The organism is Escherichia sp. WS547, from assembly GCF_046486065.1.
GTDB classification, from domain to species: domain Bacteria; phylum Pseudomonadota; class Gammaproteobacteria; order Enterobacterales; family Enterobacteriaceae; genus Escherichia; species Escherichia coli.
Genome location: NZ_JBJQMA010000013.1, coordinates 76,766 through 99,894 on the forward strand (window position 1 = coordinate 76,766; position 23,129 = coordinate 99,894).

Genomic DNA, 23,129 nt, shown 5'->3' on the forward strand with positions numbered 1-23,129 from the left:
CAGACTCATTACACGATGTGCGTGGACTCCAGGAGACCTGCAATGAATCTCTGGCAACAAAACTACGATCCCGCCGGGAATATCTGGCTTTCCAGCCTGATAGCATCGCTTCCCATCCTGTTTTTCTTCTTTGCGCTGATTAAGCTCAAACTCAAAGGTTATGTCGCCGCCTCATGGACGGTGGCAATCGCCCTTGCCGTGGCTTTGCTGTTCTATAAAATGCCGGTCGCTAACGCGCTGGCCTCGGTGATTTATGGCTTCTTCTACGGTTTGTGGCCCATCGCGTGGATCATTATTGCGGCAGTGTTCGTCTATAAGATCTCGGTGAAAACCGGGCAGTTTGACATCATCCGCTCGTCTATTCTTTCGATAACCCCTGACCAGCGCCTGCAAATGCTGATCGTCGGTTTCTGTTTCGGCGCTTTCCTTGAGGGAGCCGCAGGCTTTGGCGCTCCGGTAGCAATTACCGCCGCATTACTGGTCGGTCTGGGCTTTAAACCACTGTACGCCGCCGGACTGTGCCTGATTGTTAACACCGCGCCAGTGGCATTTGGCGCGATGGGTATTCCGATTCTGGTCGCCGGGCAGGTAACAGGCATCGACAGCTTTGAGATTGGTCAGATGGTGGGGCGTCAGCTGCCGTTTATGACCATTATCGTGCTGTTCTGGATCATGGCGATTATGGACGGTTGGCGCGGTATCAAAGAGACGTGGCCTGCGGTCGTGGTTGCAGGTGGTTCGTTTGCCATTGCTCAATACCTCAGCTCTAACTTCATTGGGCCGGAACTGCCAGACATTATCTCTTCGCTGGTATCACTGCTCTGCCTGACGCTGTTCCTCAAACGCTGGCAACCAGTGCGCGTATTCCGCTTCGGTGACTTGGGGGCGTCACAGGTTGATATGACGCTGGCTCACACCGGTTACACCGCAGGTCAGGTGCTTCGCGCCTGGACACCGTTCCTGTTCCTGACCGCCACCGTAACGCTGTGGAGTATTCCACCGTTTAAAGCCCTGTTCGCTTCGGGTGGTGCGCTGTATGAATGGGTGATCAATATTCCGGTGCCGTACCTCGATAAACTGGTTGCCCGTATGCCGCCAGTGGTCAGCGAAGCGACAGCGTATGCCGCCGTGTTTAAGTTCGACTGGTTCTCTGCCACCGGTACCGCCATTCTTTTTGCTGCCCTGCTCTCGATTGTCTGGCTGAAGATGAAACCATCTGACGCTATCAGCACCTTCGGCAGCACGCTGAAAGAACTGGCTCTGCCTATCTACTCCATCGGTATGGTGCTGGCGTTCGCCTTTATCTCGAACTATTCCGGACTATCATCAACGCTGGCGCTGGCACTGGCGCACACCGGCCATGCATTCACCTTCTTCTCGCCGTTCCTCGGCTGGCTTGGTGTCTTCCTGACCGGATCGGATACCTCATCTAACGCCCTGTTCGCCGCGCTGCAAGCCACTGCAGCACAACAAATTGGCGTTTCTGACCTGTTGTTGGTTGCCGCCAACACCACCGGTGGTGTCACCGGTAAGATGATCTCTCCGCAATCTATCGCTATCGCCTGTGCGGCGGTAGGCCTGGTAGGCAAAGAGTCAGATCTGTTCCGCTTTACTGTCAAACACAGCCTGATCTTCACCTGTATGGTGGGCGTGATCACCACGCTTCAGGCTTATGTCTTAACGTGGATGATTCCTTAATGATTGTTTTACCCAGACGCCTGTCAGACGAGGTTGCCGATCGTGTGCGGGCGCTGATTGATGAAAAAAACCTGGAGGCGGGCATGAAGTTGCCCGCTGAACGTCAACTGGCGATGCAACTCGGCGTATCGCGTAATTCACTGCGCGAGGCGCTGGCAAAACTGGTGAGCGAAGGCGTGCTGCTTAGTCGACGCGGCGGCGGGACGTTTATTCGCTGGCGTCATGACACATGGTCGGAGCAAAACATCGTCCAGCCGCTGAAAACGCTGATGGCCGATGATCCGGATTACAGTTTCGATATTCTGGAAGCCCGCTACGCCATTGAAGCCAGCACCGCATGGCATGCAGCAATGCGCGCCACACCAGGCGAAAAAGAGAAAATTCAGCTTTGCTTTGAAGCAACGCTAAGTGAAGACCCGGATCTCGCCTCACAAGCGGACGTTCGTTTTCATCTGGCGATTGCCGAAGCCTCACATAACATCGTGCTGCTGCAAACCATGCGCGGTTTCTTCGATGTCCTGCAATCCTCTGTGAAGCATAGCCGCCAGCGGATGTATCTGGTACCCCCGGTTTTTTCACAGCTGACCGAACAACATCAGGCAGTCATTGACGCCATTTTTGCCGGTGATGCTGACGGGGCGCGTAAAGCAATGATGGCGCACCTTAGCTTTGTTCACACCACCATGAAACGATTCGATGAAGATCAAGCTCGCCATGCACGCATTACCCGCCTGCCTGGTGACCATAATGAGCATTCGAGGGAGAAAAACGCATGATTATTTCCGCAGCCAGCGATTATCGCGCCGCAGCACAACGCATTCTGCCGCCGTTCCTGTTCCACTATATGGATGGGGGTGCATATTCTGAATACACGCTGCGCCGCAACGTGGAAGATTTGTCAGAAGTGGCGCTGCGCCAGCGTATTCTGAAAAACATGTCTGGCTTAAGCCTGGAAACGACGCTGTTTAATGAGAAATTGTCGATGCCGGTGGCGCTGGCTCCGGTGGGTTTGTGTGGCATGTATGCGCGTCGTGGCGAAGTTCAGGCTGCCAAAGCGGCGGATGCGCATGGTATTCCGTTTACTCTCTCGACGGTTTCCGTTTGCCCGATTGAAGAAGTCGCTCCAGCCATTAAACGTCCGATGTGGTTCCAGCTTTATGTGCTGCGCGATCGCGGCTTTATGCGTAACGCGCTGGAGCGAGCAAAAGCAGCGGGTTGTTCGACGCTGGTTTTCACCGTGGATATGCCGACACCGGGCGCGCGTTACCGTGATGCACACTCGGGTATGAGCGGCCCAAATGCGGCAATGCGCCGTTACTTGCAGGCGGTGACGCATCCGCAATGGGCGTGGGATGTGGGCCTGAACGGTCGTCCACATGATTTAGGTAATATCTCGGCTTACCTCGGCAAACCGACCGGACTGGAAGATTACATCGGCTGGCTGGGGAATAACTTCGATCCATCCATCTCATGGAAAGACCTTGAGTGGATCCGCGATTTCTGGGATGGTCCGATGGTGATCAAAGGGATCCTCGATCCGGAAGATGCGCGCGATGCAGTACGTTTTGGTGCTGATGGGATTGTGGTTTCTAACCACGGTGGCCGCCAGCTGGACGGTGTACTCTCTTCCGCTCGTGCATTGCCCGCTATTGCGGATGCGGTGAAAGGTGATATTGCCATTCTGGCAGATAGCGGGATTCGTAACGGGCTTGATGTCGTGCGTATGATTGCGCTCGGTGCCGACACCGTACTGCTGGGTCGTGCTTTCCTGTATGCGCTGGCAACAGCGGGCCAGGCGGGCGTGGCCAATCTACTGAACCTGATCGAGAAAGAGATGAAAGTGGCAATGACGCTGACTGGCGCGAAATCGATTAGCGAAATTACGCAAGATTCGCTGGTGCAAGGGCTGGGTAGAGAATTGCCTGCGGCACTAGCTCCGATGGCGAAAGGGAATGCGGCATAGTTGGGGGTGAGGGGAAAAGGCCGTACCAATCACCAATTTTCTGCTATCCTGCCCCCGCACTAAGGGGGCAGTATGCTAAACATCGTACTTTACGAACCAGAAATTCCGCCAAATACTGGCAACATCATCCGTCTTTGCGCTAATACCGGCTTTCGTCTGCATATCATCGAACCGATGGGATTTGCCTGGGACGATAAGCGCCTGCGCCGCGCGGGGCTGGACTATCACGAGTTTACCGCCGTTACGCGTCATCATGACTATCGCGCGTTCCTCGAAGCAGAAAATCCCCAGCGCCTGTTTGCCCTCACCACGAAAGGTACGCCTGCTCACAGCGCCGTAAGCTATCAGGATGGCGATTATCTGATGTTCGGCCCGGAAACACGCGGCCTGCCAGCAAGCATTCTTGATGCCCTGCCCGCTGAACAAAAAATTCGCATTCCAATGGTGCCGGACAGCCGCAGCATGAACCTGTCCAATGCGGTGTCGGTCGTGGTGTATGAAGCCTGGCGGCAGCTGGGATATCCGGGAGCGGTGTTGAGAGATTAGTTACTGTATGCCGGATAGATGATTACATCGCATCCGGCACAATCACAGGACGTCAGATCCCATCCCCATATTCAAACGTATGGTTAATACCGTTGAAATGCTGATCCATATCCATTGACGGTTTATCGCTGTCTGGTTTACCGACAATGCGTGCCGGAACGCCAGCGGCGGTGGTATGCGGCGGCACCGGTTGCAGCACCACGGAACCTGCGCCAATCTTCGCGCCGCGCCCAACTTCAATATTGCCGAGAATTTTCGCGCCCGCGCCAATCATCACACCTTCACGAATTTTCGGATGACGGTCGCCACCAGATTTACCCGTACCGCCAAGCGTCACAGATTGCAGAATCGATACGTCGTTTTCAATCACCGCCGTTTCACCCACAACGATGCCCGTGGCGTGGTCAAGCATGATACCGCGGCCAATTTTTGCTGCCGGGTGAATATCAACCTGGAACGTTACAGAAACCTGGTTTTGCAGAAAGATTGCCAGTGCGCGGCGGCCCTGATTCCACAGCCAGTGACCGATACGATAGGCCTGCAAGGCATGAAAACCTTTCAGATATAACAATGGAGTCGAGTATTTATCCACCGCCGGGTCGCGGGTACGCACTGCCTGAATATCACAGGCCGCAGAAGCGATCATTTCCGGGTCGGCGGCGTAGGCCTCTTCCACCACTTCGCGGATAGCAATGGCAGGCATAATTGGCGATGACAGCTTGTTCGCCAGCATGTAGCTCAGTGCACTGCCCAGGTTTTCGTGCTTGAGTAGCGTCGCGTGGTAAAAACTGGCCAGCATTGGCTCACAATCCGCCAGCGTTCTGGCTTCGGCTTTAATATTGTTCCAGACAATTTCCAGTTCTTCACACGACATTGCTTACTCCACACGATGAGATAATGACCGGCCCGTTCTGCGCGGGCCGGGTCATAGCGGTAACAAAGGTTTCCTGGGTTTAGTGGCTGCTGCGCTCGTCCTTGCGTGCACGACCTAATAACGTCAATGCTGCCTCGCGCGCGTTTTTTCCGCAATATAATACTTGATAAATTTCCTCGGTTATTGGCATTTCAACGCCGAAGCGATGCGCCAGTTCGCGGACTTCTTTCGTATTGCGGTAGCCTTCCACCACCTGACCAATCTTCTCCTGCGCGCTTTGTACATCCATGCCCTGACCGAGCATCATGCCAAAACGGCGGTTACGCGACTGGTTGTCGGTACAGGTAAGCACCAGATCGCCCAGCCCCGCCATGCCCATAAAGGTGGCAGGATCGGCCCCCAGCGCCGCGCCAAGACGCGACATCTCAGCCAGCCCACGGGTGATCAGTGCCGTACGCGCATTCGCACCAAAACCGATACCGTCGGACATCCCCGCGCCAATGGCAATGACGTTTTTCACCGCGCCGCCAAGCTGCACACCGATGAAATCCGGGTTGCTGTAAACGCGGAAACTTTTGCCACAGTGCAACAATTGCTGGAGATCATCGGCAAAGGTCTGGTCGGTAGAGGCCAGCGAAATAGCCGTCGGTAAACCTGCTGCCAGTTCTTTCGCAAACGTTGGGCCAGAGATAACCGCCAGCGGAATTTGATCGCCTAACGCTTCACGCGCCACGTCCTGTAACAGACGCCCGGTTTCCGCTTCCAGACCTTTGGTCGCCCACACCAGCCGCGCATCAGGACGCATCAGCGGTTTAATCTGACGCAGCACTTCACCAAAGACATGGCTGGGTACGACGACGAGAATATTACGGCTGGCTGCCAGCGCAGTGGCGAGATCGCTTTCAAGATGGAGCGTATCGGGAAAAGGCACATCGGGGAGAAACGCGGCGTTACAGCGGTCGCGTTCAAGCGTTGCGATATGTTCAGGGTCATGGCCCCAGAGGACAACCTCGTGGCCATTTCTTGCCAGGGTGATGGCAAGAGCGGTGCCGTACGAGCCGGCACCGATCACAGTCATTGAAGCATTACGTTGGTTCATCAGGCATCCTGATGTTCTTCAGTACCTTCGCCAGCCTGCTGCTGCAAATAGTTCATGAACAGCGCATCGAAGTTAACCGGCGCAAGGTTCAGTTGCGGGAATGTACCGCGGGATACCATGCTGGTGATGCACTCACGAGCATACGGGAACAGAATGTTCGGGCAGTATGCACCCAGGCAATGTGCCATCTGGGTGCCTTCGATACCCGCGATGGAGAAAATACCGCCCTGCTGAACTTCACACAGGAACGCGGTTTCTTCGCCCAGGGAGGCCGTTACGGTAACACGCAGTACCACTTCGTAAACGTCATCTGCCAGTTGAGAAGATGCCGTATCCAGATCAAGTTTAACTTCTGGCTGCCAATCTTTCTGGAAAACGTGCGGCGCGTTCGGCGCTTCGAAAGAAATATCCTTGGTATAAATACGTTGGATCTGGAAAGTCATTTCGGTGTTGTTTTGTTCTGACATGTGTAGAAAACCCTTAAGTGTTGTCCTTAAATACTGCGCAATGTAATGCCAACGTTCACACGTTATTTCAGCAGGGGATCCAGTCCACCACGTGCATCCAATGCATACAAGTCATCACAGCCGCCAATGTGCTGTGCGTCAATAAAAATCTGGGGAACCGTGGTGCGACCGCTGCGTTTGATCATCTCTTCACGCTTAGCGGCGTTGCCATCGATCGGCAACTCCTGAAAACTCACGCCCTTGCTGCTCAGCAGTGCTTTCGCACGATGGCAATACGGGCAGGTTTCTTTGGTATAGATTTCAACATTGGCCATAACTTAGCTCCTGTTTTTTTACCCTGAAATTTCTTGTTGCAGGGCGGCTGCAAAATGGAGTGTCCCCAGAAGCTTATAACAATAAGTCGCTGGGGGCCTAATTGCAGCTAACGGCCTGCATCATGAAAGACGACAGGTAAATTATTTGCCGCGCACCAGAGGTAAGTTTTCGCCAGCCCAGCCAGCAACGCCCTCTTTCAGCACGAATACTTGCGCAAAACCAGCTTTCGTCAGCGCGTTTGCAGGCTCCTGGCACTGCATGCCAGAACCGTCTACCACGATAACCGGTTTGTCTTTGTGCTTCTCAAGCTCACCAACATTGTTGGCTTTGATTTCGCTTGGCAACAGGTTGATAGAACCTGCGATATGGCCTTTACGGAAGTCATCACGCTGACGTAAATCCACAACCACAGCATCTTCTTTGTTGATCAGACGCGTAGCTTCACCACGAGTAATCACCTTCACTTTCGAGGTCAGGCTCTTAAACGTAGTCACAAGAACCGCCACCAGTAACGCGATCCAGGCGATACTCAGTATGGGATGACGGCCAACAAATTGCATAATTTCTTGCATGGGGGGTAACAACTCCCGACGTAGTGATTAAAAAAACCAGGAAAGGAGTATACCTGCGCGGTGCGGCAAATACAGCCAGCGCGTTAACTGGAATGCAATTTTGCGGGGCGCGACGAAAAAAAAGCGCAAATCTGGCATCGGCTTGCTGCGAGCGGTCGTATATTTTGATCTTCAGAGGCTATTTTATCGATTCAGCTGTAGTAAAATTACGCAAATTTTGACTCTTGAGTATGAGGTTGTCGCAATGTCGGTTTCTAAAAAACCTATGGTACTGGTGATTCTGGATGGCTATGGCTATCGTGAAGAACAGCAGGATAACGCCATTTTTAGTGCTAAAACCCCGGTAATGGATGCACTGTGGGCCAATCGTCCGCATACCCTGATCGACGCTTCCGGTCTGGAAGTCGGTCTGCCTGACCGTCAGATGGGTAACTCCGAAGTAGGTCACGTTAACCTGGGTGCCGGCCGCATCGTGTATCAGGACCTGACTCGTCTGGACGTTGAAATCAAAGATCGCGCTTTCTTCGCTAACCCGGTACTGACTGGCGCGGTAGATAAAGCGAAAAACGCAGGCAAAGCAGTTCACATTATGGGTCTGCTGTCCGCAGGCGGCGTACACAGCCACGAAGATCACATCATGGCGATGGTAGAACTGGCAGCTGAACGCGGCGCAGAAAAAATCTACCTGCACGCATTCCTTGACGGTCGCGACACTCCGCCGCGCAGTGCTGAATCCTCGCTGAAAAAATTCGAAGAGAAATTTGCCGCGCTGGGTAAAGGCCGCGTAGCGTCCATCATTGGTCGTTACTACGCCATGGACCGCGATAACCGTTGGGATCGCGTTGAAAAAGCTTATGACCTGCTGACTCTGGCGCAAGGTGAGTTCCAGGCCGATACCGCCGTTGCTGGTTTGCAGGCTGCTTATGCTCGCGACGAAAACGACGAATTCGTGAAAGCGACCGTTATCCGTGCAGAAGGTCAGCCAGACGCGGCAATGGAAGACGGCGATGCGCTGATTTTCATGAACTTCCGTGCTGACCGCGCACGTGAAATCACTCGTGCATTCGTGAACGCTGATTTCGATGGCTTCGCGCGTAAGAAAGTGGTTAACGTCGATTTCGTGATGCTGACCGAATACGCCGCTGACATCAAAACTGCGGTTGCTTACCCACCAGCTTCCCTGGTTAACACCTTCGGCGAGTGGATGGCGAAAAACGACAAAACTCAGTTGCGTATTTCCGAAACCGAAAAATATGCCCACGTTACTTTCTTCTTCAACGGTGGCGTAGAAGAGTCGTTCAAAGGCGAAGATCGCATTCTGATCAACTCACCGAAAGTGGCTACCTACGATCTGCAACCGGAAATGAGCTCCGCAGAGCTGACCGAAAAACTGGTTGCGGCAATCAAGAGTGGCAAATACGACACCATTATCTGTAACTATCCGAACGGCGACATGGTAGGTCACACCGGGGTGATGGAAGCGGCGGTTAAAGCGGTTGAAGCGCTGGATCACTGCGTGGAAGAAGTCGCGAAAGCGGTTGAGTCCGTGGGTGGACAACTGCTGATCACCGCTGACCACGGTAACGCTGAACAGATGCGCGATCCGGCAACGGGTCAGGCACACACGGCACACACCAACCTGCCAGTTCCGCTGATTTACGTTGGTGATAAGAACGTGAAAGCGGTTGAAGGCGGCAAACTTTCTGACATCGCGCCGACCATGTTGTCGCTGATGGGTATGGAAATCCCGCAAGAGATGACTGGTAAGCCGCTGTTCATCGTGGAATAATCCCTCCCCATGAGGGGAAAGGCGATTAATACCATGACACGGGCCGTGAAACCGCGCAGGTTTGCAATCAGGCCCATCATCTACGCCAGCGTTCTTAGCGCTGGCGTATTGTTGTGCGCCTTTTCCGCCCACGCGGATGAGCGTGACCAACTCAAATCTATTCAGGCAGATATCGCCGCGAAAGAGCGCGCGGTACGCCAAAAGCAACAACAACGCTCCAGCCTGCTTGCTCAGTTGAAAAAGCAGGAAGAAGCGATCTCGGAAGCCACCCGTAAGCTGCGCGAAACGCAAAACACGCTCAATCAACTGAATAAACAGATTGATGAGATGAACGCGTCGATTGCCAAACTGGAGCAGCAAAAAGCCGCCCAGGAGCGCAGCCTCGCCGCACAACTGGATGCCGCATTCCGTCAGGGCGAGCATACCGGTATTCAGCTGATTCTCAGCGGTGAAGAAAGCCAGCGTGGACAGCGTTTACAGGCTTATTTCGGCTATCTCAACCAGGCGCGACAAGAAACCATTGCTCAGTTGAAACAAACGCGTGAAGAAGTCGCTATGCAACGCGCCGAGCTGGAAGAGAAACAGAGCGAGCAACAAACGCTGTTGTATGAGCAGCGCGCCCAACAGGCGAAGCTGACCCAGGCGCTGAACGAACGTAAAAAGACGCTGGCAGGGCTGGAGTCTTCCATCCAGCAAGGTCAGCAACAGTTGAGCGAGCTGCGCGCCAACGAATCCCGTCTGCGTAACAGCATTGCCCGTGCGGAAGCCGCGGCGAAAGCGCGTGCTGAACGAGAAGCGCGTGAGGCCCAGGCGGTTCGCGACCGCCAGAAAGAAGCGACGCGCAAAGGCACCACCTACAAACCGACCGAAAGCGAAAAATCGCTGATGTCCCGAACTGGTGGCCTGGGTGCGCCGCGTGGTCAGGCATTCTGGCCAGTTCGCGGGCCGACGCTGCATCGCTATGGCGAGCAGCTACAGGGCGAATTACGCTGGAAAGGAATGGTTATCGGTGCCTCTGAAGGTACTGAAGTTAAAGCAATTGCCGACGGTCGGGTGATTCTGGCTGACTGGCTGCAAGGCTACGGTCTGGTGGTGGTGGTTGAGCATGGTAAAGGCGACATGAGTCTTTACGGCTATAATCAGAGCGCACTGGTGAGCGTTGGTTCGCAGGTTCGCGCGGGCCAGCCGATTGCGCTGGTGGGCAGCAGTGGCGGTCAGGGTCGGCCTTCACTCTATTTCGAAATTCGCCGCCAGGGTCAGGCGGTCAATCCACAGCCGTGGTTGGGAAGATAAGTTTTGTTTCCATTTCGTCGTAACGTTCTTGCATTTGCCGCTCTGTTGGCGCTCTCCTCCCCCGTAATTGCTGGCAAACTTGCCATCGTCATTGATGATTTTGGGTATCGCCCGCACAACGAAAACCAGGTGCTGGCGATGCCTTCCGCTATCTCCGTCGCTGTATTACCCGATTCACCACACGCCAGAGAGATGGCGACCAAAGCGCATAACAGCGGTCACGAAGTGTTGATTCATCTACCGATGGCACCACTGAGTAAACAGCCGCTGGAGAAAAATACGCTACGCCCGGAGATGAGCAGCGACGAAATTGAGCGCATTATTCGTAGTGCGGTCAATAACGTGCCCTATGCCGTGGGGATCAACAACCACATGGGCAGCAAGATGACCTCTAACCTGTTTGGTATGCAGAAAGTGATGCAGGCGCTGGAGCGTTACAATCTTTACTTCCTCGACAGCGTAACCATCGGTAATACCCAGGCGATGCGCGCAGCGCAAGGCACTGGCGTGAAGGTGATCAAACGGAAAGTGTTCCTCGACGATTCGCAAAATGAAGCGGACATCCGTGTGCAGTTCAATCGCGCAATTGATCTGGCGCGTCGCAACGGTTCAACCATTGCCATTGGGCATCCTCACCCTTCAACGGTACGCGTGCTACAACAGATGGTTTATAACCTGCCGCCAGACATTACGCTGGTGAAAGCCAGCAGCTTGCTGAATGAACCGCAGGTTGATACGTCTACACCGCCGAAAAACACTGTGCCTGACACACCGCGTAATCCGTTCCGTGGCGTGAAGCTGTGCAAACCGAAGAAACCGATAGAACCTGTTTATGCTAATCGCTTCTTTGAAGTATTAAGCGAAAGCATCAGCCAGAGCACGCTGATCGTTTACTTCCAGCATCAGTGGCAAGGCTGGGGCAAACAGCCTGAAGCGGCGAAGCTTAACGCTAGCGTAAATTAAAGGCGCTACGCGTAATGCGATGGTGCGACCGCGTTTTGTCGCGCCATTGCCATAAGCGGAAAGACCACAGTAACGCCTGATAACCCACCTTCACGCCGCGCACATTGGTAATCAGGCGCTTATACATACCAGAAGTAAATATCTCGGCAATCATCCGTTGGCGGGTAATAATATCCGGCTCTTTGCGCACCGCATGGTAAACACGCAATGCTTCGTAAGTTATTTGCTGATGAAATTCCGGATAAATCGTAATTTTGTCGGCATAATTTCGATTTAATTTCTCTAGCAGGCGGGTAATTTTAATATAGTGACGTTGATAATTAAGGTTTTTATTCCCTTGTCTATTCAACCGACTCACTGACGTATTATGCAGATAATATTTATATAACGATTGCTCGGTATATCGCGCACGCAGCGCATTAAACATAAATTCTGTTGTCCAGACAATATCCTGATGATGTAATCCGGCAATAAATTTAATGTTATTTTTAACAATAACATCGCGGCGATAAACCCCCATCCAGACAACGTGAGTCCAACGGCGGGAAGAAAGCCCCATCCGCAACCAATCCGGGCCGGTTAATACGCCGGTTGAGCGAAGGCGATCGGTGGGGATGGATTGCCAGGTTTCTCCCGTTTCACGAAAACACCAGTCAGCGTTGCACTGCGCCACGTCGAGGTCGTCCTCTAACGCCATGGTCATCAGCGTTTCGTACATGGTGGGATACACCTCATCGTCAGCATCGACAAAAGCGACATATTTGCCCGTCGCCACCTCGATCCCACGATTACGCGCCACCGATGCGCCAGCATTCGCCTGATGCAACAAACGAACGTGCGGATAGTTTTCTGCGTAATGCTTTGCTATTTCAACAGAATTATCCGTTGAACCATCGTTAATAATAATGATTTCCAGAGCAGTCCAGGTTTGCGTAATTAAAGATTCCATACAAGTGCGGAAATCATCGCCTGCATTATATAACGGAATAATAACACTAAGTTTATTGGTGCTGTTCATCATAAATTACCGACGACCTCTGAAGTTATCCTGACGTTTTACAGGCTTTGTATTAAGAAACTATTAAGCCTGTGAGATATTATTTTTACAGGTGAGAGAGTCACTTCAGGGTAGAGAGATAATGAGAACAGCTATATAAGAGATCAGCGCAATTACCCATTCTTTATTTTACTGACAGCATTTTACATATTTAACAGATTATCCTCAGGAAAAAGGGCTGGAATACCAGCCCTTGTTTGTGTTAATCCCAGCTCAGGATAACTTTCCCGGACTGGCCCGAACGCATGGCGTCAAAGCCCTTCTGGAAATCATCGATAGAGAAACGATGGGTAATGATCGGCGAAAGATCGAGGCCAGACTGAATCAGCGCCGCCATCTTGTACCAGGTTTCAAACATCTCACGACCGTAAATACCTTTAATGAACAATCCTTTAAAGATCACTTTGGTCCAGTCGATAGACATATCAGACGGTGGAATACCCAGCATCGCAATACGACCGCCGTGGTTCATGGTGTCGAGCATGGTACGAAACGCTGGCGGCGCACCGGACATTTCCAGACCGACATCAAAGCCTTCGGTCATGCCCAGTTCTGCCATCACATCATTGAGGTTCTCTTTAGCGACGTTAACCGCACGGGTGATACCCATTTTACGCGCCAACTCAAGGCGGTATTCGTTAACATCAGTAATCACCACGTTACGTGCACCAACGTGTTTCGCCACCGCCGCCGCCATAATACCAATCGGGCCTGCACCAGAGACCAGCACATCCTCGCCCACCAGATCAAACGACAGCGCGGTATGCACGGCGTTACCGAAGGGATCAAAAATGGAAGCCAGATCATCGGAGATATTGTCAGGGATTTTGAAGGCGTTGAACGCCGGAATCACCAGATACTCGGCGAAGCAGCCCGGACGGTTAACACCGACGCCGATCGTGTTGCGGCACAGATGGGTACGACCGCCACGACAGTTGCGACAGTGACCGCAGGTGATATGGCCTTCGCCAGAAACGCGATCGCCAATCTTGAAGCCTTTCACTTCCTGACCAATACCTACCACTTCACCGACATATTCATGGCCCACGACCATCGGCACCGGGATAGTTTTTTGCGACCACTCATCCCAGTTATAGATGTGAACGTCAGTCCCGCAGATGGCTGTTTTACGGATTTTAATCAGCAGATCGTTATGCCCGAGTTCCGGTACAGGAACGTCGGTCATCCAGATGCCCTCTTCCGCTTTCAGTTTGGATAACGCTTTCATCTCACATCCTCAGGCGATAACGCCCAGTTGTTTACCAATACGCGTGAATGCTTCTACTGCACGCGTAATTTGCTCAGGGGTATGCGCCGCAGACATCTGGGTACGAATACGCGCCTGACCTTTCGGAACGACCGGATAGAAGAAACCGGTGACGTAAATCCCCTCTTTTTGCAGCTCACGAGCAAATTTCTGCGCTACTACCGCATCGCCAAGCATGACCGGAATAATGGCGTGATCGGCTCCCGCCAGGGTAAAGCCCGCCGCCGACATTTGCTCACGGAACTGACGCGCGTTCGCCCACAGACGGTCACGCAGCTCGCTACCCGCTTCGACCATCTCCAGCACTTTGATAGACGCGGCAACAATGGCCGGTGCCAGCGAGTTGGAGAACAGGTACGGACGAGAACGCTGGCGCAGCCACTCAACCACTTCTTTGCGCGCCGCCGTGTAGCCGCCAGAAGCGCCACCCAGCGCTTTACCGAGCGTGCCGGTGATAATATCGACCCGGCCCATCACATCGCAGTATTCATGGGAACCACGACCGTTTTCACCGACAAAACCGACCGCGTGGGAGTCATCTACCATCACCAGGGCATCGTATTTATCTGCGAGATCGCAAACACCTTTCAGGTTGGCAATCACGCCGTCCATCGAGAACACACCATCGGTGGCAATCAGCACATGACGCGCACCGGCTTCACGCGCTTCTTTCAGACGTGCTTCCAGCTCCTGCATATCGTTGTTGGCATAACGATAGCGTTTAGCTTTGCACAGACGCACACCATCAATAATAGACGCGTGGTTCAGTGCGTCGGAGATAATGGCGTCTTCCGCGCCTAACAGCGTTTCGAACAGGCCACCGTTAGCATCAAAGCAGGAAGAGTAGAGAATCGCATCTTCCATCCCCAGGAAGGCCGCCAGTTTTTGTTCAAGCTCTTTATGGCTGTCCTGAGTGCCGCAAATAAAACGCACCGAAGCCATGCCGAAACCGTGAGAATCCATTCCCGCCTTTGCCGCCGCAATCAGATCCGGATGATTCGCCAGTCCGAGATAGTTATTGGCACAAAAGTTAATGACGTGGCTTCCATCAGCCACAGTGATATCTGCTTGCTGCGCAGACGTAATAATGCGCTCTTCTTTAAACAACCCTTCCGCCCGTGCGGTTTCCAGATCGTTGGTTAACTGCTGATAAAATTCTCCACGCATTGCGATTCTCCAGACAGGGCAAATTCCAGCACATATTACCCAAACTTATAGGTCGCGACGAGATGACGCGTTAACACTTCTGCAAAATTCAGGATAAATAACGTCCATCAATCTCACTTTTGGCGAATGGCTGAAGCCAACGCCGTGTAGTGATATGATAGGAGTATTCGTGTCTGAGATTGTCTCTGACTCCATAATTCGAAGGTTACAGTTATGATCATCGTTACCGGCGGCGCGGGCTTTATCGGCAGCAACATCGTTAAGGCCCTGAATGATAAAGGCATCACCGATATTCTGGTGGTGGACAACCTGAAAGACGGCACCAAGTTTGTGAACCTGGTGGATCTGGATATCGCGGACTATATGGATAAGGAAGACTTCCTGATCCAGATTATGGCTGGCGAAGAGTTCGGTGATGTCGAAGCGATTTTCCACGAAGGCGCATGCTCTTCCACCACCGAGTGGGATGGCAAGTATATGATGGATAACAACTATCAATACTCCAAAGAGCTGCTGCACTACTGTCTGGAGCGCGAAATCCCGTTCCTGTATGCCTCTTCCGCAGCCACCTACGGCGGACGCACCTCCGACTTTATTGAATCCCGCGAGTACGAAAAACCGTTGAATGTCTACGGTTACTCAAAATTCCTGTTTGATGAATATGTTCGTCAAATCCTGCCAGAAGCGAACTCGCAGATTGTTGGCTTCCGCTATTTCAACGTTTATGGACCGCGTGAAGGCCATAAAGGCAGTATGGCGAGCGTCGCTTTCCATCTCAACACCCAGCTTAATAACGGTGAATCGCCGAAGCTGTTCGAAGGTAGCGAGAACTTCAAACGCGACTTCGTTTACGTAGGCGACGTGGCAGATGTAAACCTGTGGTTCCTGGAAAATGGCGTTTCCGGCATCTTCAACCTCGGTACTGGTCGTGCGGAATCCTTCCAGGCTGTAGCAGATGCTACGCTTGCTTATCACAAGAAAGGCCAAATCGAATACATTCCTTTCCCGGATAAACTGAAAGGCCGCTATCAGGCGTTCACTCAGGCAGATCTGACAAATCTGCGCGCGGCGGGTTACGACAAACCGTTCAAAACCGTTGCCGAAGGCGTAACGGAATACATGGCCTGGCTGAATCGCGACGCATAAGAGCTCTGCATGAAAATACTGGTGATCGGCCCGTCTTGGGTTGGCGACATGATGATGTCGCAAAGTCTCTATCGCACGCTCCAGGCGCGCTATCCCCAGGCGATAATCGACGTGATGGCACCGGCATGGTGCCGTCCATTATTATCGCGGATGCCGGAAGTTAACGAAGCTATTCCTATGCCTCTCGGTCACGGAGCGCTGGAAATCGGCGAACGCCGCAAACTGGGTCATAGTCTGCGTGAAAAGCGCTACGACCGCGCCTACGTCTTACCCAACTCCTTCAAATCCGCATTAGTGCCTTTCTTCGCGGGTATTCCTCATCGCACCGGCTGGCGCGGCGAGATGCGCTACGGTTTACTTAACGATGTACGCGTGCTCGATAAAGAAGCCTGGCCGCTAATGGTGGAACGCTATGTCGCGCTGGCCTATGACAAAGGCATTATGCGTACAGCACAAGATCTGCCGCAGCCATTGTTATGGCCGCAGTTGCAGGTGAGCGAAGGTGAAAAATCATATACCTGTAATCAATTTTCGCTTTCATCAGAACGTCCGATGATTGGCTTTTGCCCGGGTGCGGAGTTTGGTCCGGCAAAACGCTGGCCACACTACCACTATGCGGAGCTGGCAAAGCAGCTGATTGATGAAGGTTATCAGGTGGTTCTATTTGGCTCGGCGAAAGATCATGAAGCGGGCAATGAGATTCTTGCCGCTTTGAATACCGAGCAGCAGGCATGGTGCCGGAACCTGGCGGGGGAAACACAGCTTGATCAAGCGGTTATCCTGATTGCAGCCTGTAAAGCCATTGTTACTAACGATTCTGGTCTGATGCACGTTGCGGCGGCGCTCAATCGTCCGCTGGTTGCCCTGTATGGTCCGAGTAGCCCGGACTTCACACCACCGCTATCCCATAAAGCGCGCGTGATCCGTCTGATTACCGGCTATCACAAAGTGCGTAAAGGTGACGCTGCGGAGGGTTATCACCAGAGCTTGATCGACATTACTCCCCAGCGCGTACTGGAAGAACTCAACGCGCTATTGTTACAAGAGGAAGCCTGACGGATGCGGGTTTTGATCGTTAAAACATCGTCGATGGGCGATGTTCTCCATACGCTGCCCGCACTCACTGATGCCCAGCAGGCAATCCCAGGGATTAAGTTTGACTGGGTGGTGGAAGAAGGGTTCGCACAGATTCCTTCCTGGCACGCCGCCGTTGAGCGAGTTATTCCTGTGGCAATACGTCGCTGGCGTAAAGCCTGGTTCTCGGCCCCCATAAAAGCTGAACGCAAAGCGTTTCGTGAAGCGCTACAAGCAGAGAACTATGACGCAGTTATCGACGCTCAGGGGCTGGTAAAAAGCGCGGCGCTGGTGACGCGTCTGGCGCATGGCGTAAAGCATGGCATGGACTGGCAAACCGTTCGAGAACCGTTAGCCAGCCTGTTTTACAATCGTAAGCATCATATTGCAAAACAGCAGCACGCCGTAGAACGCACCCGCGAACTGTTTGCCAAAAGTTTGGGCTATAGCAAACCGCAAACCCAGGGTGATTATGCTATCGCACAACATTTCCTGACGAACCTGCCTACAGATGCTGGCGAATATGCCGTATTTCTTCATGCGACGACCCGTGATGATAAACACTGGCCGGAAGAACACTGGCGAGAATTGATTGGTTTACTGGCTGATTCAGGAATACGGATTAAACTTCCGTGGGGCGCGCCGCATGAGGAAGAACGGGCGAAACGACTGGCGGAAGGATTTGCTTATGTTGAAGTATTGCCGAAGATGAGTCTGGAAGGCGTTGCCCGCGTACTGGCTGGGGCTAAATTTGTAGTGTCGGTGGATACGGGGTTAAGCCATTTAACGGCGGCACTGGATAGACCGAATATCACGGTTTATGGACCAACCGATCCGGGATTAATTGGCGGATATGGGAAGAATCAGGTGGTTTGTAGGGCTCCGCTAATGAATTTAAATAATTTAGAAGCAGCGGCTGTTTATAAAAAAATCACATTAATTTAATAAATAGTAAGTGGGCATTATACCCACTTACTTAGTCAACGCTTTTATTATTGTGGTTCATTTTTACTCAAAAACGATATAGACAGGAAGAGGCACACAATCCACGATGCCGGTATTGGTTTAGCATGTGTAATGACATCACTAATGCCAAATAACATAATAGAAGCAGGGAAAACCAAGAGTATATATTTTTTCTCTCGTATACAGTAATAGATCATTGCAACATAGAACATAATAAGAACAAGAAGACCAATTTTTCCTTTCGTGGAAAGAGATTCCACAATTTCGTTATGCATATGTACATCAAGGAATAATAAAGCTCCACTATAAATATTATTTTCTGCACTTAATGCTTTTATCTTTTCAGCACGCTGCTCAAGAGATTGCCAATTAAAACCATCAGGACTTCCTTTAATTCCTGCATTAACCATTGCAAAACGTGCTCCGACCGAGGATTGACTGTTATTTTTTGTAGCATATGAAATAACATCAGCTTTTAATGAATTAATTCGCCTATCAATTTCCTTATTAAATATCAAACCACAAGCAAGTAGCAATATAAAAACACCACTCAATCCTTTAAATAAAAACACTTTTTGATCACGATGCTGAAGAAATAATATGACCATAATCATAAGTGGGAATGTGAAAATTGCCGCACGCGTTCCTGTCATCATTACTGCTGCAAAGCTTAAAGCAAAGTTAGCATAAAATAGAAACCATTTATATTTCGATTGCATTTTTATGAATACAATTGAAGAATATAAAGTTGTAAATGTAATCACATAAGCCGCAATAGTCGCTGCCCCCATCTGACCAATATTCCCATTCATGGCGGAGAGGGGAATGCGGTCTGCATGCAAATATATCCCTTGATAATATGCTCTACATAGCATGATTATTTGAACTAAGATAGCTGAAATAAAATGTAGTTTTTCATTTTGCCTGAATTTATTTTTACTTAGTAATAAAAATGTCAACGAGCTAAATACTAATAGTTTTCCAGACTCAAGGTAGCCTCGATAAGCATTTCTATATACTACATCTTCTGTTTTATAAAATTCATACCATATAAGGTTCATTGCACCCAAAAGAAGTAAACCAAGAATTAATATAATGACATTTTTATTATAATTGTGCTTTTTATTTACAATTAATAAGAAAAGAGAAAATGCACCTGTCGCATTAATTATTTTAGTGGTGATATTAAGATCAATTGGCACAAACAACAAACCGATTAAATACAATAAAAAAATAAAATTACAGCTATTATTTCGAAATTGCTCAATTTTTACTTCCACGTTAATATCTCACAACAAATTGAAATTAACAATCTCATTTCAAAAGAGAAAAAAAAGCCACCTTTATCCAGGAGCGTATAAACTTCATTCTTTTCTGAAGCCTTGTTCTAGGTTGTTTTTTTTCCGATGTTAATAGCCTTTCACTTTCAAGATGACTATTAAACTCATTTAAAATAGGATGTAATATTATTTCGTCTAAATAAAACTCTTTTATAATATTATGTTGATACATTAACTTCCAGCTATCAGCTCGATAGGTGCCATAATCCTTTGTCAATTTAAGCAACTTTTGTGCCATATCTTTATTCATCAAATATGAACATGTACGACGAATTTTATTTTTATTGAAATTAACACGCCGAAAAGTACAAGTACTTACCTTAACTTTACTAAAAAGGCTTTGCCCCAATACCGGATAATCATGTAATCCTTTCTGTCCTCCAAGCAAATACAAATTATTATGTTTTAACTTGTCTTTTTCAGGAAGATTAAAATATTGCAGAAATTTTTTAAATTTCTCATTGACGATAACATCATCCTCGAGAATGACTGCCCATTCTATATTTTTATCTATCATATCCTTATATATAAGCTGATGACTTAATGTACAAGCAATTTCTCCATCAGTCATTTCTGCGCCGACACCACTTAATCTCATTTTATCAATAATTTCTTTATTTTGAGGGTCTTTAGCATCTATGGCATCAAAAAAATCAAAATTAATATTTAATCGATGAAAAACATCATTTATTTTATTTCTTCGCTCAATATCTCTTTTAAGTGAGACAATATAAATGGGCAAGTTCATTAAAAAATCTCTGGGTGATTAATCTTAATAATTATTTGGAAAAATGCTTACGCGCTATTTTCTTACTATAATAGAGCATGAAATAGTAAAATGAAGATGCAATATTACCATTTCTTTTCAAATGTCTGGATTTCACTTGATACTGCTTTTCATTCGTGGCTGGAATAAACGCCACATCATTCCAGCAAGAAGCCTGATAAGCCTCATTAAAATACTTCTGGCAGGGATAATTCGTCCAGTCGTTCCAGGGCTTCGTTACGCCAACATAATGAATCAGCTTAGTATCATCGGTAATGGTCTTTTTATAATCTTCATCGCTTTTATTTTTTAACTCATAGTCAATGCCATAAAAGCAATCATAATCGCCGCTAATAAAAATACAATGACCAAAGAACAGAATATTTAAAATATCCTGATCAAGGCATTTATACTTCGTATGCTGCGGGTCACTTGCCAGCATAGCAATGGCTTTATTCATAAAATCATTTTTCGCCCATGCTTCAAGCTGCAGATATACTACACCGGCGTTGAAATAATTACCTGGAAGTCCCTCTATAGCCAGACGCTTCGCTGGTTTTTCCTGCATAAAAGGCACATCTTTAATAACAGCTGCGAACTTATCGCCATCAAAATTAATATCAAGCAATCCAGCTAATGAGCCTTTACAGATGACATCAGCATCGATATATAACAGATTTTCAATAACTTCACTCAGATACTGGAACGCAACTAAACGGAAGAATGTTGCATAAGACCACTGTTTCAGGCTGGGGAAGATATCAATAAAGGCACTGGAGACTTTATAAATTCTTACTTCAACGTTAGCATTTTTGCTGGTAAAAGCGTTAACACGTTGTAGATAATCTTCATCAATGTAGTCGGTAAAGAGATGAAACTTAACCGCAAGGTCCGGGTTATGCATAATAACTGATTGCATAGATACTGCCGCACCAAATAAAAAGTTGCGGTCAATACCGTAAGCGATATTTAACACACGATCGGTGTTAGTAATTTTCCCAGAGACAGTGACTTCAGTAATACTCTCAGCTAATAAATCCATGTTGGTTCCGTTTTGACTGTGTGGTTTACGCTTTGCCTTTTAATTTTTTAATAAATTTGCGTAGTTTGGTTCTGTAGATTACTGAATAGTAGCCATAATCTTTTATTTCGTTGGCAATACCCAGGTGACGTTCCATGGCCAGACGATCACGAGCTTTACGCTCTGCCGTACAGCTTTTACCGGATAGGTCAATTATCCTGACACCATCTTTACTAACGATAAAGTTACCCCGGTGTGGGTCGCCCGATAGCATATTTAAGGCATGCAATTTTTCCATTGAAGCCTTAATTTCTGCTTTAACATTTTCTGGAATAATCGGCATATCATTGAGCTCTACGCCCTCGACATACTCGATAAGCATGATAAAAACACTGGCATAGTTGAAAAATTTACGCTCAGCCAGAAAATAAAAATCATTAGGAAAAGTAAGACCTGCACTTCTGACACGATCGGTTTCAACGATCAAATTCTGATAGTAGTCACCTTTTACAAAAGATTTAAAAAAACGTTCATTCCTTTTCGTTTTCGGAGCAAAGACTTTAAAAACATAGCGACCATATTTCGTATCAATCAACGATACTTTGGTATCATCAATATTACGTAATACTTTTACTGTTTTAAAATTATAGGCCAGTATTTCATCAAAGATTTCTTTATATTTATTATCATTATCTTTGTAATAAAATGAGAAGCCGCGATAACGTATACTTGTAATCATAAGAGTAATTTATTTCTTAAGCTTGTACTTAATTAATGAAGTTATGCCTTTTATATACTCACCATGGGCAAACAGATGCTTATATTGTTTCTGCATTTCTGCAACAGTCCGCGCCTCTTTAAGAGGATATTTCTTCCAGGGAGATTGTTCACGCGCGATATTAAAGTATGATGCAGACGGATATCCAGCCCAGCTATGCCATGGTTTAGTTATCCCTGTATAGTGAATCAACACTGTTTTATCGGTAATGGTTTGCTGATACTTTCGATGACTACGATCATAAAGTTCGTTTTTCAGGGTATAAATAGTATCAAAATCCTTCGCAAGGTAGATATTATTCATATTAAATGCGATATTCAACGCATCCTGATCTAAATATTTAAGAGAGCCATATTTAGTTTCCCCTCGTAAAAGTTTGAGTAAATACGGTGTCAAATTTGCTTCATGCCATTTTTTAAGATTGACATAGATAACGCCTGCATTGAAATAACGTCCATTCATTTCGGGAATGTTGAGGCGTTTTGCACATGCCGCCTGAGTACTATCATTGTCAGGAATGACCGCAGCAAACTCATCTTTAAATATAATTTCTGTGAGAGGTTTCAGGCTTCCTTTACAAACAACATCGGCATCCAGATACAGCAGTGTGGAAATACTTTCACTCAGATATTCAAAAGACAATACCCTGAAGTATGTCGCGTACGACCAAAACTGTGACGTCGGCAGATCAGCAAAGTATTTGGGGTCAATTAAATATACAATAATTGAGGTATTAAATTGTTTTGCTGTTTCATTAAATGACTTTAAATAATCATCATCCACATAATCAGTGAAAACATGAAAGACAAAATTAATATCTGAATTATTAATCAAAACGGAAGAAATTGAAACGCCAGCACCATACAAAAAATTCTTATCGATACCGTAGGAAACATTTAGCTCTGGGGCGTTTTCTTTTTTATTATCTGCTAAATACGAAAACCGTTCTTTTATAAATTCATTCATTT

23 protein-coding genes are annotated in these 23,129 nt (G+C 48.8%); 10 read left to right on the forward strand and 13 right to left on the reverse strand.

The window, feature by feature from the left end; all coding sequences use genetic code 11:
• Positions 1-42 precede the first annotated feature (42 nt).
• From lldP to trmL, 4 genes are all read left to right on the forward strand, one after another.
• Positions 43-1,698, forward strand: coding sequence for an L-lactate permease (gene lldP / locus ACJHWK_RS13435; RefSeq protein WP_001306611.1), 1,656 nt, complete (start codon positions 43-45; stop codon positions 1,696-1,698).
• Complete coding sequence (gene lldR / locus ACJHWK_RS13440; RefSeq protein WP_001304974.1) at positions 1,698-2,474, forward strand: transcriptional regulator LldR; 777 nt, start codon at positions 1,698-1,700, stop codon at positions 2,472-2,474. The genes lldP and lldR overlap by 1 nt, the downstream gene beginning before the upstream one ends.
• Entirely contained in the window at positions 2,471-3,661 is a 1,191-nt protein-coding gene (gene lldD, locus ACJHWK_RS13445) for a quinone-dependent L-lactate dehydrogenase (protein WP_001521602.1), read from the forward strand. The genes lldR and lldD overlap by 4 nt, the downstream gene beginning before the upstream one ends.
• Positions 3,662-3,733: 72 nt before the next feature.
• Positions 3,734-4,207, forward strand: a complete 474-nt coding sequence (gene trmL / locus ACJHWK_RS13450) for a tRNA (uridine(34)/cytosine(34)/5-carboxymethylaminomethyluridine(34)-2'-O)-methyltransferase TrmL (protein WP_000932347.1) — start codon at positions 3,734-3,736, stop codon at positions 4,205-4,207.
• A gap of 52 nt (positions 4,208-4,259) precedes the next feature.
• Here the strand turns inward: trmL and cysE are convergent, their stop codons facing one another.
• The 5 genes from cysE to ACJHWK_RS13475 form a co-directional block, all read right to left on the reverse strand.
• Entirely contained in the window at positions 4,260-5,081 is an 822-nt protein-coding gene (gene cysE / locus ACJHWK_RS13455; protein WP_001277561.1) for a serine O-acetyltransferase, read from the reverse strand.
• Positions 5,082-5,160: 79 nt separating this feature from the next.
• Entirely contained in the window at positions 5,161-6,180 is a 1,020-nt protein-coding gene (gene gpsA, locus ACJHWK_RS13460; protein ID WP_001076194.1) for an NAD(P)H-dependent glycerol-3-phosphate dehydrogenase, read from the reverse strand.
• On the reverse strand, positions 6,180-6,647 hold the full coding sequence (gene secB, locus ACJHWK_RS13465) for a protein-export chaperone SecB (protein WP_000003377.1): 468 nt from the start codon (positions 6,645-6,647) through the stop codon (positions 6,180-6,182). The genes gpsA and secB overlap by 1 nt, the downstream gene beginning before the upstream one ends.
• 62 nt (positions 6,648-6,709) lie before the next feature.
• Complete coding sequence (grxC, locus tag ACJHWK_RS13470) at positions 6,710-6,961, reverse strand: glutaredoxin 3 (RefSeq protein WP_000024392.1); 252 nt, start codon at positions 6,959-6,961, stop codon at positions 6,710-6,712.
• Positions 6,962-7,102: 141 nt separating this feature from the next.
• Positions 7,103-7,534, reverse strand: a complete 432-nt coding sequence (locus ACJHWK_RS13475; RefSeq protein ID WP_001156181.1) for a rhodanese-like domain-containing protein — start codon at positions 7,532-7,534, stop codon at positions 7,103-7,105.
• Between the two features lie 244 nt (positions 7,535-7,778).
• Here ACJHWK_RS13475 and gpmM point away from each other — a divergent pair, with 244 nt between their 5' ends.
• Genes gpmM through ACJHWK_RS13490 form a run of 3 tightly spaced genes read left to right on the forward strand, consistent with a single transcriptional unit; the run spans position 7,779 to position 11,579 of the window.
• Entirely contained in the window at positions 7,779-9,323 is a 1,545-nt protein-coding gene (gpmM, locus tag ACJHWK_RS13480) for a 2,3-bisphosphoglycerate-independent phosphoglycerate mutase (protein ID WP_000116566.1), read from the forward strand.
• A gap of 33 nt (positions 9,324-9,356) precedes the next feature.
• Entirely contained in the window at positions 9,357-10,616 is a 1,260-nt protein-coding gene (envC, locus tag ACJHWK_RS13485; RefSeq protein WP_000196271.1) for a murein hydrolase activator EnvC, read from the forward strand.
• A gap of 3 nt (positions 10,617-10,619) precedes the next feature.
• Positions 10,620-11,579, forward strand: coding sequence for a divergent polysaccharide deacetylase family protein (locus ACJHWK_RS13490; protein ID WP_000483830.1), 960 nt, complete (start codon positions 10,620-10,622; stop codon positions 11,577-11,579).
• Here the strand turns inward: ACJHWK_RS13490 and waaH are convergent.
• From waaH to kbl, 3 genes are all read right to left on the reverse strand, one after another.
• Positions 11,566-12,600 carry a UDP-glucuronate:LPS(HepIII) glycosyltransferase gene (waaH, locus tag ACJHWK_RS13495; protein WP_170886448.1) on the reverse strand — a complete coding sequence of 345 codons (1,035 nt, stop codon included), beginning with the start codon at positions 12,598-12,600 and terminating at the stop codon, positions 11,566-11,568. The genes ACJHWK_RS13490 and waaH overlap by 14 nt on opposite strands.
• Positions 12,601-12,838: 238 nt before the next feature.
• A complete protein-coding gene (gene tdh, locus ACJHWK_RS13500; RefSeq protein WP_000646014.1) occupies positions 12,839-13,864 on the reverse strand; it encodes an L-threonine 3-dehydrogenase in 1,026 nt (341 codons plus the stop codon).
• A gap of 9 nt (positions 13,865-13,873) precedes the next feature.
• Positions 13,874-15,070 (reverse strand): glycine C-acetyltransferase, encoded by a 1,197-nt coding sequence (gene kbl / locus ACJHWK_RS13505; protein ID WP_001213834.1) that lies wholly within the window; start codon positions 15,068-15,070, stop codon positions 13,874-13,876.
• A 213-nt stretch (positions 15,071-15,283) separates the two neighbouring features.
• Between kbl and rfaD the strand changes: the two genes are divergently transcribed.
• Genes rfaD through rfaC form a run of 3 tightly spaced genes read left to right on the forward strand, consistent with a single transcriptional unit; the run spans position 15,284 to position 18,235 of the window.
• On the forward strand, positions 15,284-16,216 hold the full coding sequence (gene rfaD, locus ACJHWK_RS13510; RefSeq protein WP_000587750.1) for an ADP-glyceromanno-heptose 6-epimerase: 933 nt from the start codon (positions 15,284-15,286) through the stop codon (positions 16,214-16,216).
• Between the two features lie 9 nt (positions 16,217-16,225).
• The gene (gene rfaF / locus ACJHWK_RS13515) at positions 16,226-17,272 is read left to right on the forward strand and encodes an ADP-heptose--LPS heptosyltransferase RfaF (protein WP_000699228.1); all 1,047 of its coding nucleotides are present in this window, start codon (positions 16,226-16,228) and stop codon (positions 17,270-17,272) included.
• Positions 17,273-17,275: 3 nt separating this feature from the next.
• The gene (gene rfaC / locus ACJHWK_RS13520; RefSeq protein ID WP_001521607.1) at positions 17,276-18,235 is read left to right on the forward strand and encodes a lipopolysaccharide heptosyltransferase RfaC; all 960 of its coding nucleotides are present in this window, start codon (positions 17,276-17,278) and stop codon (positions 18,233-18,235) included.
• Between the two features lie 47 nt (positions 18,236-18,282).
• Here the strand turns inward: rfaC and ACJHWK_RS13525 are convergent, their stop codons facing one another.
• From ACJHWK_RS13525 to ACJHWK_RS13545, 5 genes are read right to left on the reverse strand one after another with little or no spacing between them, the layout of a single operon-like run.
• Positions 18,283-19,536 carry an O-antigen ligase family protein gene (locus tag ACJHWK_RS13525; protein WP_000453196.1) on the reverse strand — a complete coding sequence of 418 codons (1,254 nt, stop codon included), beginning with the start codon at positions 19,534-19,536 and terminating at the stop codon, positions 18,283-18,285.
• A gap of 34 nt (positions 19,537-19,570) precedes the next feature.
• Positions 19,571-20,344: a glycosyltransferase family 25 protein gene (locus ACJHWK_RS13530; RefSeq protein WP_170886449.1), complete on the reverse strand. Its 774-nt coding sequence runs from the start codon at positions 20,342-20,344 to the stop codon at positions 19,571-19,573.
• Between the two features lie 31 nt (positions 20,345-20,375).
• On the reverse strand, positions 20,376-21,404 hold the full coding sequence (locus ACJHWK_RS13535; protein ID WP_000364807.1) for a UDP-galactose--(galactosyl) LPS alpha1,2-galactosyltransferase: 1,029 nt from the start codon (positions 21,402-21,404) through the stop codon (positions 20,376-20,378).
• Between the two features lie 25 nt (positions 21,405-21,429).
• Entirely contained in the window at positions 21,430-22,122 is a 693-nt protein-coding gene (gene rfaY, locus ACJHWK_RS13540; RefSeq protein ID WP_000633080.1) for a lipopolysaccharide core heptose(II) kinase RfaY, read from the reverse strand.
• A gap of 9 nt (positions 22,123-22,131) precedes the next feature.
• Positions 22,132-23,127 carry a glycosyltransferase family 8 protein gene (locus ACJHWK_RS13545; protein WP_001001720.1) on the reverse strand — a complete coding sequence of 332 codons (996 nt, stop codon included), beginning with the start codon at positions 23,125-23,127 and terminating at the stop codon, positions 22,132-22,134.
• Positions 23,128-23,129: the final 2 nt, after the last annotated feature.

Excerpts from the sequence above, each read along its gene's own strand:
- lldP (WP_001306611.1), top strand. The coding sequence starts at position 43 with ATGAATCTCTGGCAACAAAACTACGATCCCGCCGGGAATATCTGGCTT.
- lldR (WP_001304974.1), top strand. The coding sequence starts at position 1,698 with ATGATTGTTTTACCCAGACGCCTGTCAGACGAGGTTGCCGATCGTGTG.
- lldD (WP_001521602.1), top strand. The coding sequence starts at position 2,471 with ATGATTATTTCCGCAGCCAGCGATTATCGCGCCGCAGCACAACGCATT.
- trmL (WP_000932347.1), top strand. The coding sequence starts at position 3,734 with ATGCTAAACATCGTACTTTACGAACCAGAAATTCCGCCAAATACTGGC.
- cysE (WP_001277561.1), bottom strand. The coding sequence starts at position 5,081 with ATGTCGTGTGAAGAACTGGAAATTGTCTGGAACAATATTAAAGCCGAA.
- gpsA (WP_001076194.1), bottom strand. The coding sequence starts at position 6,180 with ATGAACCAACGTAATGCTTCAATGACTGTGATCGGTGCCGGCTCGTAC.
- secB (WP_000003377.1), bottom strand. The coding sequence starts at position 6,647 with ATGTCAGAACAAAACAACACCGAAATGACTTTCCAGATCCAACGTATT.
- grxC (WP_000024392.1), bottom strand. The coding sequence starts at position 6,961 with ATGGCCAATGTTGAAATCTATACCAAAGAAACCTGCCCGTATTGCCAT.
- ACJHWK_RS13475 (WP_001156181.1), bottom strand. The coding sequence starts at position 7,534 with ATGCAAGAAATTATGCAATTTGTTGGCCGTCATCCCATACTGAGTATC.
- gpmM (WP_000116566.1), top strand. The coding sequence starts at position 7,779 with ATGTCGGTTTCTAAAAAACCTATGGTACTGGTGATTCTGGATGGCTAT.
- envC (WP_000196271.1), top strand. The coding sequence starts at position 9,357 with ATGACACGGGCCGTGAAACCGCGCAGGTTTGCAATCAGGCCCATCATC.
- waaH (WP_170886448.1), bottom strand. The coding sequence starts at position 12,600 with ATGATGAACAGCACCAATAAACTTAGTGTTATTATTCCGTTATATAAT.
- tdh (WP_000646014.1), bottom strand. The coding sequence starts at position 13,864 with ATGAAAGCGTTATCCAAACTGAAAGCGGAAGAGGGCATCTGGATGACC.
- kbl (WP_001213834.1), bottom strand. The coding sequence starts at position 15,070 with ATGCGTGGAGAATTTTATCAGCAGTTAACCAACGATCTGGAAACCGCA.
- rfaD (WP_000587750.1), top strand. The coding sequence starts at position 15,284 with ATGATCATCGTTACCGGCGGCGCGGGCTTTATCGGCAGCAACATCGTT.
- rfaF (WP_000699228.1), top strand. The coding sequence starts at position 16,226 with ATGAAAATACTGGTGATCGGCCCGTCTTGGGTTGGCGACATGATGATG.
- rfaC (WP_001521607.1), top strand. The coding sequence starts at position 17,276 with ATGCGGGTTTTGATCGTTAAAACATCGTCGATGGGCGATGTTCTCCAT.
- ACJHWK_RS13530 (WP_170886449.1), bottom strand. The coding sequence starts at position 20,344 with ATGAACTTGCCCATTTATATTGTCTCACTTAAAAGAGATATTGAGCGA.
- ACJHWK_RS13535 (WP_000364807.1), bottom strand. The coding sequence starts at position 21,404 with ATGGATTTATTAGCTGAGAGTATTACTGAAGTCACTGTCTCTGGGAAA.
- rfaY (WP_000633080.1), bottom strand. The coding sequence starts at position 22,122 with ATGATTACAAGTATACGTTATCGCGGCTTCTCATTTTATTACAAAGAT.
- ACJHWK_RS13545 (WP_001001720.1), bottom strand. The coding sequence starts at position 23,127 with ATGAATGAATTTATAAAAGAACGGTTTTCGTATTTAGCAGATAATAAA.